10 protein-coding genes, 1 pseudogene and 1 CRISPR repeat array are annotated in these 12,474 nt (G+C 72.2%); of the genes and pseudogenes, 2 read left to right on the top strand and 9 right to left on the bottom strand.

Annotation, left to right across the window (positions count from 1 at the left end; all coding sequences use genetic code 11):
- Positions 1-6: 6 nt before the first annotated feature.
- Positions 7-828: direct repeats of the CRISPR family, unit length 29 nt; unit sequence GTGCTCCCCGCGCAGGCGGGGGTGTTCCG.
- 36 nt (positions 829-864) lie between these two features.
- From ACIOGX_RS14535 to ACIOGX_RS14520, 4 genes are all read right to left on the bottom strand, one after another.
- Complete coding sequence (locus tag ACIOGX_RS14535; protein ID WP_401913086.1) at positions 865-1,653, bottom strand: phosphotransferase; 789 nt, start codon at positions 1,651-1,653, stop codon at positions 865-867.
- A 287-nt stretch (positions 1,654-1,940) separates the two neighbouring features.
- Positions 1,941-2,111, bottom strand: a complete 171-nt coding sequence (locus ACIOGX_RS14530) for a hypothetical protein (protein ID WP_356509177.1) — start codon at positions 2,109-2,111, stop codon at positions 1,941-1,943.
- A 625-nt stretch (positions 2,112-2,736) separates the two neighbouring features.
- Positions 2,737-2,898: a hypothetical protein gene (locus ACIOGX_RS14525; protein WP_384769274.1), complete on the bottom strand. Its 162-nt coding sequence runs from the start codon at positions 2,896-2,898 to the stop codon at positions 2,737-2,739.
- A complete protein-coding gene (locus tag ACIOGX_RS14520; RefSeq protein WP_401765869.1) occupies positions 2,895-3,386 on the bottom strand; it encodes a hypothetical protein in 492 nt (163 codons plus the stop codon). The genes ACIOGX_RS14525 and ACIOGX_RS14520 overlap by 4 nt, the downstream gene beginning before the upstream one ends.
- 145 nt (positions 3,387-3,531) lie before the next feature.
- Between ACIOGX_RS14520 and ACIOGX_RS14515 the strand changes: the two genes are divergently transcribed.
- Both ACIOGX_RS14515 and ACIOGX_RS14510 read left to right on the top strand, forming a co-directional pair.
- The gene (locus ACIOGX_RS14515; protein WP_356509171.1) at positions 3,532-4,986 is read left to right on the top strand and encodes a helix-turn-helix transcriptional regulator; all 1,455 of its coding nucleotides are present in this window, start codon (positions 3,532-3,534) and stop codon (positions 4,984-4,986) included.
- 11 nt (positions 4,987-4,997) lie between these two features.
- Positions 4,998-5,483: a hypothetical protein gene (locus ACIOGX_RS14510; protein ID WP_401765863.1), complete on the top strand. Its 486-nt coding sequence runs from the start codon at positions 4,998-5,000 to the stop codon at positions 5,481-5,483.
- A gap of 309 nt (positions 5,484-5,792) precedes the next feature.
- Here the strand turns inward: ACIOGX_RS14510 and ACIOGX_RS14505 are convergent, their stop codons facing one another.
- From ACIOGX_RS14505 to ACIOGX_RS14485, 5 genes and pseudogenes are all read right to left on the bottom strand, one after another.
- Positions 5,793-6,677, bottom strand: coding sequence for an SDR family oxidoreductase (locus ACIOGX_RS14505; RefSeq protein ID WP_401913081.1), 885 nt, complete (start codon positions 6,675-6,677; stop codon positions 5,793-5,795).
- 363 nt (positions 6,678-7,040) lie between these two features.
- Positions 7,041-8,270, bottom strand: coding sequence for a beta-ketoacyl-[acyl-carrier-protein] synthase family protein (locus tag ACIOGX_RS14500; protein WP_401765858.1), 1,230 nt, complete (start codon positions 8,268-8,270; stop codon positions 7,041-7,043).
- A 116-nt stretch (positions 8,271-8,386) separates the two neighbouring features.
- A pseudogene (locus ACIOGX_RS14495) lies at positions 8,387-8,611 on the bottom strand (acyl carrier protein); the annotation flags it as partial.
- Between the two features lie 46 nt (positions 8,612-8,657).
- Entirely contained in the window at positions 8,658-10,835 is a 2,178-nt protein-coding gene (locus tag ACIOGX_RS14490; protein WP_401913077.1) for an acyl-CoA dehydrogenase, read from the bottom strand.
- 32 nt (positions 10,836-10,867) lie between these two features.
- Complete coding sequence (locus ACIOGX_RS14485) at positions 10,868-12,130, bottom strand: beta-ketoacyl-[acyl-carrier-protein] synthase family protein (protein ID WP_356509161.1); 1,263 nt, start codon at positions 12,128-12,130, stop codon at positions 10,868-10,870.
- Positions 12,131-12,474: the final 344 nt, after the last annotated feature.

Below are 12,474 nucleotides of genomic sequence, written 5' to 3'. Positions count from 1 at the left end.
GTGCCCGTGCTCCCCGCGCAGGCGGGGGTGTTCCGTCCATCGTCATCATCGCCAGGTCGCGGATGCCGTGCTCCCCGCGCAGGCGGGGGTGTTCCGCCCTCCAGTACCTTCGCCGTGACCTTGTGCCCGTGCTCCCCGCGCAGGCGGGGGTGTTCCGTCCATCGTCATCATCGCCAGGTCGCGGATGCCGTGCTCCCCGCGCAGGCGGGGGTGTTCCGTGCATCAAGCGTGAATCCCTATGTTCTGTTGGGTGCTCCCCGCGCAGGCGGGGGTGTTCCGAGGCTGCCGCGCTTGTGGAAGGCAACCGGCTCGTGCTCCCCGCGCAGGCGGGGGTGTTCCGCCGCCTCCGGCGGTCGCCTCCGGCGAGCCCGGGTGCTCCCCGCGCAGGCGGGGGTGTTCCGGGCCCGGAGTGATTCACCCCGGGCCCTCAGCAGTGCTCCCCGCGCAGGCGGGGGTGTTCCGGTCACGCACAACACGTGGGGTTCGGGTGAGCTGTGCTCCCCGCGCAGGCGGAGGTGTTCCGCGTCTTGAGCGGCACCGCAGGCGCGCCCAGCGGTGCTCCCCGCGCAGGTGGGGGCGTTCCTCGAGTTGCTGCTCCTCGGTCCACTCATGATCCGTGCTCCCCGCGCAGGCGGGGGTGTTCCGCCGGAGTATTCTCCGACGCCGGCCCCGGCTTGGTGCTCCCCGCGCAGGCGGGGGTGTTCCGGTCAAAGCGGGCGGCAAGTCGCCCACCCGAGGGTGCTCCCCGCGCAGGCGGAGGTGTTCCGAGCACGGGTCGCCATGCCCGTGTCCAGCGCCCGTGCTCCCCGCGCAGGCGGGGGTGTTCCGAACCCGCCGCCGAGGCTGCCCGCCGCGGCTGACGGTCTACGCCAACAACTGCTGAAACCGCTCGTTACTCGCCGCCGCGCCCCGCGTCCCGACTACCGCCGACCACCGCCGGCAGGTGACCGTCACCAGCGCGTCCACAGCCTTCGGGTCCGCACTGCGCCAGCTCGGGATGCCCCGGAGCCACGCCAGCGCCGACGCAGGGGTATGCCCGTACTCCATGAGCCGGACCGCCGTGTAGGCGGCGTCGACCCATTCAGGGCCGACCGCGGGCATGGCCCAGTCGACGATGTACGCGGTCCCGCCCCGGTTGCTGACCAGGATGTTGTGGGGGTTCGTGTCCGTGTGCAGGAGATGGCCGCCGGCCAGCGCCTCGGCCTCGCCGGGCATCAGGTATCCGGTGAAGCGGTCGGCGAGTGGCGGGATGGGGATGTCGGGTGTTCGGAGGCGGTGCATGCGTCGGATCGTGAAGGCGACCGCGTCCAAGTCCGCGGATTCGGGGCCAAGATCGGCGTTCCGGCCGTCGACGTACACGAACGCCAGGCAGTACCAGCCGGCAGCACGTAGGGCATGGCGGATGCTCGGGCTGACGCCTCCCACGGTGTCGGTGAGGTGCTCCTCCCAGCGGAGGGCGGAGGCGCCTTCGAGGTCGGTGTCGCGGACGCCTTTGAGGAAGAGCGGCCCGTTGCCGCGGGTGGTGATGATCTGGGCTGTGGTGCAGTTCAGTCCCTGGGTGACCGGAGTTGAGGCGGTCACGGTGCCGGTCTTGTCCTCGATGGCGGTCCGGAGTCCGGCGGGGAGTTGGTCCCACGGGACGCGCTCGGTCATGGTGCCCTCTCGTCTGGGGAGGGGCGCCGGGGATGCCCCGGCGCCCCCGGTACTTGATCAGCTCTGCGTCTCGCCGCACTTACGGCAGCGCTGCTTGCCGCTCCACTCGGTCCAGTCGTGATCGCATGCGCTGAGTGTGTGCCACATGGCGTGTCCCTTCGAGGATGTGGTCGGTCGGATGAACGGAGGGCCTCAGGGCCCTCGCCCTGCCCGTCACCGGAGCGGCGGACAGGGGGCGCTGGGTGCGACCCTTGACCCCGATTCGGTCGCCATGGGGTGCTGCTGGATCAGGTGCTGTTCTGGTTCTGGTTCTCGTCCCGGTACCGCTGCTCCGTCGTCCGACGGAGGTGGCGAGTGATCAGCGCATCCTGGCTGAGCTCAGCCGTAGAGGCGCCGCCGTTGGTGTAGCGCGCGCTCTCGCGCCGGGCCGCCTTGACGGTCTGCTTCTTGCTGGCCATCGGGGTGGTGCCTTTCGTGGTCGGTGCTCGTCAACGGGCCCTCGGGCTCACGCCCGAACCCGAGGGCCCCACCCCTGCCCGCCAACGGGGGGTAGCGGACCGGGAGTCGGTGGGTGTGCATGGCCGCTACGTAGGGCCGAACCAGGGGCCGCTGCGCGTCGGCGAGCAGCATGAGCAGCCGCCCCTCGCAGCGTCGGCAGGCGTCAACCGGGATCTCGGTGGCCGTGTGGCCGGGGCCGGCGGCGTTGGTGAGGACGCCGACTGTCACGACGGCGAGGTGGTCGCGCTCGCACATGTGGCAGGCGCCCGGCGCGCTGGTGGCTGTCGGGTCGATCCGGAGCCGGAGCCTGAGGTTCACGATCCCTCGCTCGGCCCGGCGCTGTGGCCGATGGCGATCGCGAGCGCGGCCAGCAGCGCGGCCAGGACAGCGACGTACAGCAGCTGCTGGGTGCGCTGGGTCACCGCGGTCCCTCCGGGCGGTGGCATGGGCAATCGCAGCGCAGCGTTTCGACCGCCGGCTGTGTGGGCGTCTGCCAGGCGAGCCGGGTCTCCCCGGGACCGGAGCATTCGCCGTGCTCGTCGATCGTGCAGGCCGGCGTGATGTACCCGCGGGCTCTGGTGGTCGTCACTGCGTCTCTCCCTCCCGGCGTGGCCACTGGGTGCGGGTGTAGGCGTGGTAGTGGTCGCCGTCGTGGCCGGGGGGCTCGGTGCAGTGCAGGACATCGTCCGGCTCCGCGGTCCAGCAGGGAGCGGAGATGTGGGTGCGGGGCGGTTCGCCGGCGGTCACGGGGTGCCGCCTTCGAGACGGGTCCGGCCGACGCGGAGCAGCTCGGCCACGGCCTCGGCGGAGCACAACTTCCGCACCTCCGCCGCCGGTACGGCCCAGTAGGTGGCGACCGATGTCGGCGTCGTGCGGTCGGGCCGGGGGATCCCGAGCCAGGCCCCCGGGCCGCGGACCACCGCCTCCGCCGATCGCCACGTCTCGCAGGTCCCCGGAGGCACGAGCGCGTAGTACCACCGGCCCGGGTCACAGATCACCGGCCCGTCGAGCATCTCGGCCAGGACGCCGGCCACGACGTCCGGGGCGTTGCTCCCGGCCGCCGCGTGGACCAGGCTGAGCGGCATCCGGACGGCGTCGTAGGGGCCGCCGGTGCGCAGTATGGCGGGGCGGCCGTCCTGCCACGCGGCGACCTCGGACGCCCGGCTGGAAGACGTCAGCCACCGGGCGATTGCGCTCTCGGTCTGTGCTTTGGCGTGCACGGCTGCCCCTGTCATCGTGTCGGTTTTGATCCACCAACAGCCTCGGGCATTTTGCTCAAGGCCGGGATGACCGGCGGGGGTTACCGAGGCGGTAATACACTCGTTGCAGCTCCAGGAAGGCGCGCTCGCGTGCGTAGGATCGCCTCGGAAGTCGGCCCACATGGACGCCACCACCCCCGGCCCGCTCGCCCCCGAAGTCCTCGACAGAGACGATCTGCGGGCAGCACTGATCGAGCACGACTTCGCCGCCGTCTTCGCACTGGTCAAAAAGTGGGGCGGCCTCTCCCAGAACCGAATCGCGTCGGCCTGCCAGCTCACCCCCGGCAAGGTGAGCACGATCATCAGCGGCTCGCAGCGGGTCACCAGCTTCGAGGTGGTACGCCGGATTGCCGACGGACTCCGCATCCCCGGAGCCCTCCTTGGCCTGGCGTCCCGCCCGTGGGAAGGCCGGCAGACACAGCAGCAGCGCCCGTCGGAGTCGCCGGGCGGCCAACCCGACACGACCGATGTTCCGTGGCGGCCCGACGCCACCGTCGGCCTGGCCGCAGACCTGACGAGGAGTGATCTCGTGATGGACCGCCGCGCGATGACGCACGCCCTGGCCGGAGCCGCGGTGACCGGCGCAGCCCTACTCGACTCCCTCGAAGGATGGCTCCAACCAGCTGCCGCATCCCCGGCGCCGCCCCGCCGTGGCCGTCTCGGAATGCGCGAGATTGATGAGCTGGAGACGACGGCCAAGGCGTTCCGCCAGTGGGACCACCGGTACGGCGGTGGCCTCCGGCGTAAGGCCGTGCTCGGCCAGCTCAGCGAGATCGCCAGTGCCCTCGATGAGCACCAGGCCCCGACGATTGAAACCCGTCTGTACCGCATCATGGCGCAGCTTGCCGGGACCGCCGCGACGATGGCCTGGGACTCTGGCCTCCATCGGAGAGCGCAGGAGTACTACCGGCTCGCCCTGCGGTCGGCACACGCGGGCGCGGACAAGGTATTCGGTGCCAACGTCCTGGCCGGTATGGCCAGACAGATGCTCTACCGCGATCGCCCCGACGACGCGCTCCAGCTCATCCAACTTGCGCAGGAGGGCGCGCGCGACGTGATCGGGCCACGGGTCAGGGCGATGCTCCACACCCGTGAAGCGTGGGCGTACGCGGCCCAGGGCCGCACAGCAGGCTTCGAGCGCGCGACCGCGCGAGCCGCCGAAGCGCTGTCCGCGGCGGGCCCCGGCGAGGAAGAGCCGTACTGGATCGCCTACTTCGATGATGCCGAGCTGGCGGGCGTCACCGGTGGGCGACTGCTCGATCTCGCCCGGCAGGACCCACGACAGCACGCCCACCGAGCCGCCACAGAGATCCGCAGCGCACTCTCGTCGCGCGGGCCTGAGGCCGGCCGTTCGTACGCGCTGGACAGGATCGGCCTCGCCGAGTGTCACTTCCTGGTCGGCGACATCACGGGCGCTGTAAAGGAGACCCACCAGGCCGTTGGGGCAGCCCGACTTACCCAGTCCGGGAGGGTCCGCGGGCACCTCGGGCAGCTCTACCCGTACACGGTGGGCCACGGCGCCTCGCGGACCGTGCGCGAGGCGCGGGATAGTATCCGCGATCTTCTGTCGAGCTGAGGGGTGGATGCGTGACGACGCTGGCTGTGACTGGGCACATGGACCTTTCCGAGGAGAGCGTTCCGCTTGTGCGGGCTGCTCTGCGCAAGGCGCTGGAGCCGTACCGTGCAGACCTTGTCGGGGTGTCATGCATTGCGGCTGGATCGGACAGTCTGTTCGCGGAAGAGGTAACGGCCCTCGGCGGGCGTCTCGTCGTGCTGATTCCCTCGGTGGACTACCGGGCGAAGAAGGTGAAGAAGGATCACGCCCCGGTGTTCGACCGCTTGGTGAAGGCTGCCGTTGAGGTGGTGACGTTGCCGAACGAGACGGCGAACAGGGCGGCGTATGAGGAAGCGAACGCGCTTCTTCTGGAGCGCGGCGATCGGCTGGTTGCGGTGTGGGACGGGACGCCTCCCTCCGGGAAGGGTGGCGGCACGGCCGACACGGTGCTGCTGGCTCGTGAGGCGGGGCTGCCAGTGGATGTCGTCTGGCCGGAAGGTGCCGCGCGGCGGGCCTGATCGTGCCCGCGGCGGCGAAGCGGGTTGGATCCGCCTCGTGGCAATCGAACTGGCGCTCCCCGCGCAGGCGGGGGTGTCCCGTGGCCGGAGCCGGTGAGGATCGGCGCGAAGACGTGCTCCCCGCGTAGGCGGGGGTGTTCCGAAGGCTTCCGGCTGTCCGATCAGCGTGGACAGGTGCTCCCCGCGCAGGCGGGGGTGTTCCGGACCCGACGATGGCCATGGTCCTGTCCCTGGAGTGGTCCCCGCAGGCGTGCCCAGGACCTCCCGTACCGGACCGCCTGGGCACGCCCTTGCCGGACCGGCCATGGCTCAGGTTCCGCTCCCGGACGGCGGGTCGTTGGCTGTTCCGCCCGCGCCCAGGAGGGTGGTGGGGATCGCCGCCGAGGCGGGTTCCAGGGCGGGCAGGGCGCGGCGGGCCCGGTGTGTCGCGGCGGACGGGAGGGCCGCGCGGACGAGTTGGGCCGCGCGGAGCCAGGGCTGGGCGTAGATGTGGTGGGCGCGGCGTTCGATGCCGGTGGTGAGGCGGTCCACGGCAGGGGCCAGCGGGTAGGTGCGGTTGGCGGGCCAGCGCATACGGGAGCGCAGCTCGCGCAGCGTGGAGTCCTGGTCGGCGCTGCGGACCATGTCGGTGTCGGTCCAGGTGAGGTAACCGACGCCGACCCCCACCCCGTGGTGCGCCAGCTCGGTGCGGAGGGTGTGCGCGAAGGACTCCACCCCGGCCTTCGAGGCGCAGTAGGCCGTCATCATCGGCGCGGGGGCGAGGGCCGCGAGCGAGGCGACCTGGAGGTAGTAGCCGCGGGAGTCCAGCAGGGCGGGGAGGAAGGCGCGGGCGGTGTTGGCGCTGCCGATCAGGTTGACCTCGATGACGCGGCGCCACGCGTCGGGCTCCGAGTGACGGAAGAGGCCGCCCACCGCGACCCCGGCGTTGGCGACAACGACATCGACCGTACCGAAGCGTTCCTCGACGAGCCGCGCCGTGCGCAGCATGGCCGCCGCGTCGGTGACATCCGCGTGCCAGTGGTCCGCCTCGCCCGTCAATGACTCGGCGACGCGGGCGAGTTCGGACTCCTCCAGGCCGACGAGCGCCAGCCGGGCGCCCCGTTCGGAAAGGGACCGGGCGAGCTGCTCGCCGACGCCGCGCGCGGCGCCGGTGATGACGGCGGTACGTCCTCGGAGCGGTGGGTGCCTGCTCATGGTGGGCCTCCGGGATGCGAGTGAAGTGAGGGGAGGCCGCCCCCCGGCGCGTGGCTGGAGGACGGCATTCCATACGTCGGCGCATTGTGTGCGCCGGCGCGATCCGTACAGCCGACGCGGTCCGTGCGACCGGGGCGGCGAACGTACGGCGGTGCCTGTGGCGGGTGCGTACGGCGGTGGCGAGGCGGTGGCGAGGCGGTGCCTACGCGCGGTCGTACGCGCGGTCGGACACGCGGTCGTACGCGCGGTCGGACACGCGGTCGTACGCGCGGTCGGACACGCGGTCGTACGCGCGGTCGTACGCGTAGTGCGTGCCGGGCCGTGCGTAACGCGCCGTGCGTGCGTGGCGTACGGCGGCGTGGGTCAGGCGCGTTGCAGCGCCAGTACCGCGTTGTGCCCGCCGAAGCCGAACGAGTGGCTGACCGCCCGGTCGATCCGCTGGCGCAGCGGCTGCTTGGTCACGCAGTCGATGTCGAACTCGACGGCCGGCGCGTCCAGGTTGGCGATCGGCGGTACGACGCCGTGCTGGAGCGTCAGCACGGTCAGGCCCGCCTCGATCGCGCCCGCCGCCCCCATACAGTGCCCCAGCACCCCCTTGGGCGCCGTGACCGGCGGCCGGTGCGGATAGACCCTGCTGATCAACGCCGCCTCGGTCGCGTCGTTGAGCGGCGTCGAGGTGCCGTGCGCGTTGACGTGCTCGACATCACCGGACTGCCAGCCCGCGTCGCGCAGCGCCACCTCCACCGCGCGCTGGGCGACGGCGCCCGAAGGGTGCGGGCTCGTCGGGTGGTGCGCGTCGGTCGTGGCACCGGCGCCCGCCAGCAGCGCGCGTGGCTCCGCGCCGCGCGCCCGCGCGTCCTGCTCGCGCTCCAGCACCATGATCGCCGCGCCCTCCCCCAGGACCAGCCCCGCGCGGTCCGGGGCGAAGGGCCGGCACAGCACCGCCGGATCGTCGCCGGGACCGGCCAGCGCGGCGGCGCCCGAGCGCACGAACCCGGTTATGGCGACCGGGAAGACGATGGATTCCGTCGCCCCCGCGACGGCGATGTCGCACTGCCCGGTGGAGAGCAGATCCCGCGCCACGGACAGCGCCGTGACCCCCGAGGAACACGCCGTGCACGGCGCCATGCTGGGCCCGGTGGCCCGCATCTTGATGGCGATCTCGGCCGCCGGCATGTTGGGGATCGTGAGCAGGATGCCGGACGGGGAGGTCGCCTCGGGACCGCGTCTGTCGAGCGCGACGGACTGTTCCGTCAGGCTGGCGGATCCCCCGCTGCTGGTCCCGACCACGACGGCGACCCGGGTACCGTCCCAGCTCGTCGGGTCGAGTCCGGCGTCGGCGACCGCCTCGCGCGCGGCGAGGAGCGCGAACTTCACGTACCGGCCCATCCGGAAGGCCGTACGCCCGCCGATCGCGGCGTCGAGGTCGATGCCCTCGACCGTACAGGCGAAGTCGACCGCGCAGCCGCTCAGTTCGGGCACCCGGTGGGCCGGGGAGACCCCCGCGCACACGCCGTGCCAGGTGGAGTCGGTGTCGTTCCCGGCCGGGGTGATCATCCCCAGGCCGGTGATGGCGATGGCGGGTCCGGTCATCGGCCGACGCCCACCGGGGCCTCGTTCGCCTCGCTGACGCCACTCGTCGCGCTGACCGCGTGAACCGCGCGAAGCGCGTGCGCCGCGTGCGCGGGGCGCACCGTGCACGCCGTACGCGCCCCGTTGAGGAACGCGGTGATCTCGGCCAGCGTCGCGCCCTTGAGCAGCGAGTCCGAGTCGGCGTCGATCCCCAGCGTCTCCTTGATGATGACGGCGAACTCGGCGACGGCGAGGGAGTCCATCTCCAGGCTGTCCATCGTGGCCTCGGGGATGATCTCCGCGGCGGGCACCTTGAACGTCTCCGTCAGCACCTCGGTGATCTTCGGGTGGATCTCGCTCATGGGAAGTCCTTTCCAGGGGGTGGGTCGGTTGAAGGGGTCGGTGGTTTCAAGCGGGTGCGGCGGGTACGGAGAGTGCGCCGGGTGCAGGGGGTGCGGCGAGTACGGGAGGTACGGGAGGTACGGCGGCGGGAGGTACCGCGGGTACGGAGACTGCGGCGGGTGCGGCGTGCCACGCGCCCTCCGCGTCGTCGTAGGCGTCCACGTAACCGGCCCCGGAAATGGGCCAGTCGGCCAGCATCTCCTCCGGCAGCGCGAACGACTCGACGAGGGCGGGGGCATGGCCGGCCAGCCGCGAGATGAGCTGTTCGACGGCCTCGGGCAGCTCGTCGAGATGACGGGGGGCCAGCCGGCCCGCGGCCAGCAGATCGCCGCTGTTCCGGTCGATCCACTGGAGCGTGAAGAGCCGGTGCAGCGAACACAACAGGTCATGGGCCGACGGCGAGGACCCCGAGACGGGCTTCAGTCCCGCCACCGCCACCGCGTACGCCTCCGACGCGCGCCGGTACGCGTATGCCTCCACGGCGCGCAGCGCGGCACCGGACGCCGCGTTCCACCGCGCCAGCGAGTCGCCGTGCGGCACCTGGCTCATCCGGCGGCGGGCCCGTGCCAGCCATACGGCCTCGACAGCGACGAGGAGTCCGTCCAGGAACAGCGGATCGGTCAGCTCGCGGTCGGCGGGACCGTACGCCCCGTCCTCCTGCCCCGAAGACGGAGATGGAGACGGAGAGGAAACCGGGGCCGGAGACGAAACGGGAGCCGCAGCCGGAGCCGGGGCCGGAGCCGCCGAGAACAGCATCTCGGCCGCCGCCTTCGCGTAGATCGCGACGTTGTCGCCCTCCGCCGTGATGACGCCCTCGATACCCGCCAGCAGCTCGGTCATGCCGTTGTTCTCCAACAGCGCCTGCGCACCGCACCGTTCCCGCGACTCCACGATCACCTCGCGCGCCCGCCAGCTGATCCAGCCCTTGGCGACGGCCACCAGCCGCTCGGCCTCGTCCGAGTCCGCTTCCGTACGCGACTCCCAGGCGTCCAGCGCCGTACGGTGCAGCAGAGTCATCGCGAAGACCGTGGCCAGGGCGCCGACCAGCGGGCCGTGGTGGCTGCGGTGCGCGAACACCGGTACCCGCTCCCCTCCTCGGGAACCGGAGATGTGCCGGTGCCCGCCGTACCGCACGGCGAGCGCCAGCGTGACCCGCGCCGAGCCGACCGCGCACGCGCTCATCGAGAGCTTTCCCGCCGTGACCCGGCCGATCGAGGTCAGGAAACGCCGTCGGCGGTTGCTCTGCTCGCTCCGGAACTCACCGTCCTCGTCGATCCGACCCTGCGCGCCCCCCAGGAGCGCCTCGCGCCCCACGAAGACCCGGTCGAACGCGGTCAGACAGTGGTCCACCGGGCTGCCCAGCCGGGCGGGCAGCCTGCGCACCCGGACGCCGGGGAGCGCCCCGACGGAGTCGGTCAGCGGCGTCAGGAACAGAAAGACGCCGTGATCGGTACCGTCCACGAGCAACCGGGCCGCCACCACACCGGACTTGGGGCCGCCCACCGGGCTGGTGTTGGGCATGAACTTCTGCGCCCCGGCATGCGGCGTGCGCAGGACGAAACCGTCCCGCTCCCGGTCGTAGGTCGCCGTCGTCTCCACGGCCACCGCGTCGTTTCCGTGCGCGACTTCCGTACAGAGGAAGGTGCCCACCCGGCGCAGCGCGAAGAAGTCGCCCAGATCCGCGATGCCGCCCGCCGCCGGTCCCGGTGCGCTCTCCGCGTGGTCGAGGAGGCTGCCGAGGAACAGGTTGTAGTGGATGCCCGCGACCGTCGTGAAGGCCGGATCGACCGGGCCCAGCCACTCATGCAGCGCGGCGAGTCCACGCGGGTCGGCCACCAGCCCCGCCGGGCTGTCGAGCGCATCGTTGACGGTACGGAGCCGCTCGTACGCCATCGCCAGCCGTTCCCCGGACGACGCACCGGGCCGGCGGCGGAACGGGGCCGCGGCGGCGAGCCGGCGCCACGGCGCGTGCTCGCCGTCGAAGTCGTCCCCGAAGAGCACGCGCGTCAGCGGATCCAGCGTTGCGGTCAACGAGCCCACCGGGTCCAATGAGCCCGATGGGTCCAATGAGCCTGTCTGGTCGAATGACTTCATGGCAACGGTGTTGATATTTATACTCACGCCGGTATAACGATCAATCAATGGCGAAGAAACGACTCTCCCACCCGCAGAACCATGGGACATTCGTACGATCAGCTCCCTGATATGACCTGTCGTCAGGCCCGCCGAAACGCCAGCGCCACGTTGTGCCCGCCGAACCCGAATGAGTGGCTGACCGCCGTCTCCACCCACTGCCGCCGGGGTTCCTTCGTCACGCAGTCGAGGTCGAACTCGACTGCGGGCGCGTCCACGTTGGCGATCGGCGGAATCACGCCATGTTCGAGGGTGAGCACCGTCGCCACCGCCTCGATCGCCCCCGCCGCCGCCAGCGTGTGCCCCACTACCCCCTTCGGCGCCGTGACCGACGGCCGGTGCGGGTAGACCCGGTCGATCAGTGTCGCCTCCATCGTGTCGTTGAGCGGCGTCGACGTGCCGTGCGCGTTGACATGCTCTACGTCGTACGGGCTCCAGCCCGCGTCCCGCAGCGCCGCCTCCACCGCGACCTGGGCCCACCGGCCGTCCGGCGCGGGCGCCGTCGGGTGGTGCGCGTCCGTACTGGCGCCCGCGCCCGCCAGCAGCGCGCGCGGCGCCCGGCCCCGCGCCCGCGCGTCCGCCTCCCGTTCCAGGACGACCATCGCGGCGCCCTCACCGATCACGAACCCGTCGCGGTCCGAGGCGAACGGCCGTGACGCCCCGCCCGGATCGCCGGTACGCGTCGACAGCGCGCCCATCCGTGCGAAGGCCGTCACCACCAGCGGGGTCAGTACGGCCTCGGAGCCCCCGGCCACCACCACATCGCACTGGCCGCTCGCCAGCAGATCGCGGCCCACGGCGATCGCGGTGGCCCCCGAGGCACAGGCGGTCGCCGGGGCGAGGCTCGGCCCGCGCGCCTTGAGCGCGATGGCGACCTCTCCGGCCGCCGCGTTGGGGATCATCATCGGTACCAGCACGGGGGAGACCGCCTGCGGACCGTCCGCCTGGAGCTTCAGCGCGTTGTCGACGAGTACGGAGACGCCCCCGACGCCCACGCCGAGCACCACGCCCACCCGGCCGCCGTCCCAGCTCGCGGGGTCGAGTCCGGCGTCCACCACGGCCTGCCTGGCCGCGATCAGCGCCAGCTTCACGAACCGCGCCATCCGCCAGACCGACCGTCCACCGATCACGGCGTCGAGGTCGATGCCCTCGACCGCACAGGCGAAGTCGACTGGCATACCGGCCAGTTCCGGGAGCTGTCTGGCCACCGACCGCCCCGCGCACAGCCCCTCCCAGAAGGACTGTTCGTCGTGACCGGCGGGAGTCACCACCCCGAGCCCGGTCACCGCGACCGTCCCGCTCCCCCCGTGCCCCTGACCGTGTCCCCGCTCAGCCGTCGGCGTCATGATCCGTTCCTTCCGTCGAGGGCCGTGGCCCGTGAGTGCTCGGGCCGTGCGGCCTCGGACGTGGTCGTCGCGAGCGTGATCGCCTCAGGCGCGGCCGCCGCGTACGCCGTCTCCGTCGGCGCGGTCGCCGCGTGCGTGATCGCCGTCGGCGTGGTCGCCGCGAGCGTGATCGCCTCAGGCGCGGCCGCCGCGTACGCCGTCTCCGTCGGCGCGGTCGCCGCGTGCGCGGTCTCCGTCGGCGCGGTCGCCACGTGCGTGCTCGCCGTCGGCGCGGTCGCCGCGTGCGCGGTCTCCGTCGGCGCGGTCGCCACGTGCGTGATCGCCGTCGGCGCGGTCGCCGCGTG

It is taken from the genome of Streptomyces sp. NPDC088147 (assembly GCF_044741565.1).
GTDB lineage: Bacteria > Actinomycetota > Actinomycetes > Streptomycetales > Streptomycetaceae > Streptomyces.
The sequence above is the reverse complement of the archived record's forward strand: the minus strand, read 5'-3'. Positions and strand labels throughout refer to the sequence as shown.

Coding starts and splice junctions, on each gene's coding strand:
- ACIOGX_RS14535 (WP_401913086.1), bottom strand. CDS start 1,653: ATGACCGAGCGCGTCCCGTGGGACCAACTCCCCGCCGGACTCCGGACC.
- ACIOGX_RS14530 (WP_356509177.1), bottom strand. CDS start 2,111: ATGGCCAGCAAGAAGCAGACCGTCAAGGCGGCCCGGCGCGAGAGCGCG.
- ACIOGX_RS14520 (WP_401765869.1), bottom strand. CDS start 3,386: ATGACAGGGGCAGCCGTGCACGCCAAAGCACAGACCGAGAGCGCAATC.
- ACIOGX_RS14515 (WP_356509171.1), top strand. CDS start 3,532: ATGGACGCCACCACCCCCGGCCCGCTCGCCCCCGAAGTCCTCGACAGA.
- ACIOGX_RS14505 (WP_401913081.1), bottom strand. CDS start 6,677: ATGAGCAGGCACCCACCGCTCCGAGGACGTACCGCCGTCATCACCGGC.
- ACIOGX_RS14500 (WP_401765858.1), bottom strand. CDS start 8,270: ATGACCGGACCCGCCATCGCCATCACCGGCCTGGGGATGATCACCCCG.
- ACIOGX_RS14490 (WP_401913077.1), bottom strand. CDS start 10,835: ATGTCCCATGGTTCTGCGGGTGGGAGAGTCGTTTCTTCGCCATTGATT.
- ACIOGX_RS14485 (WP_356509161.1), bottom strand. CDS start 12,130: ATGACGCCGACGGCTGAGCGGGGACACGGTCAGGGGCACGGGGGGAGC.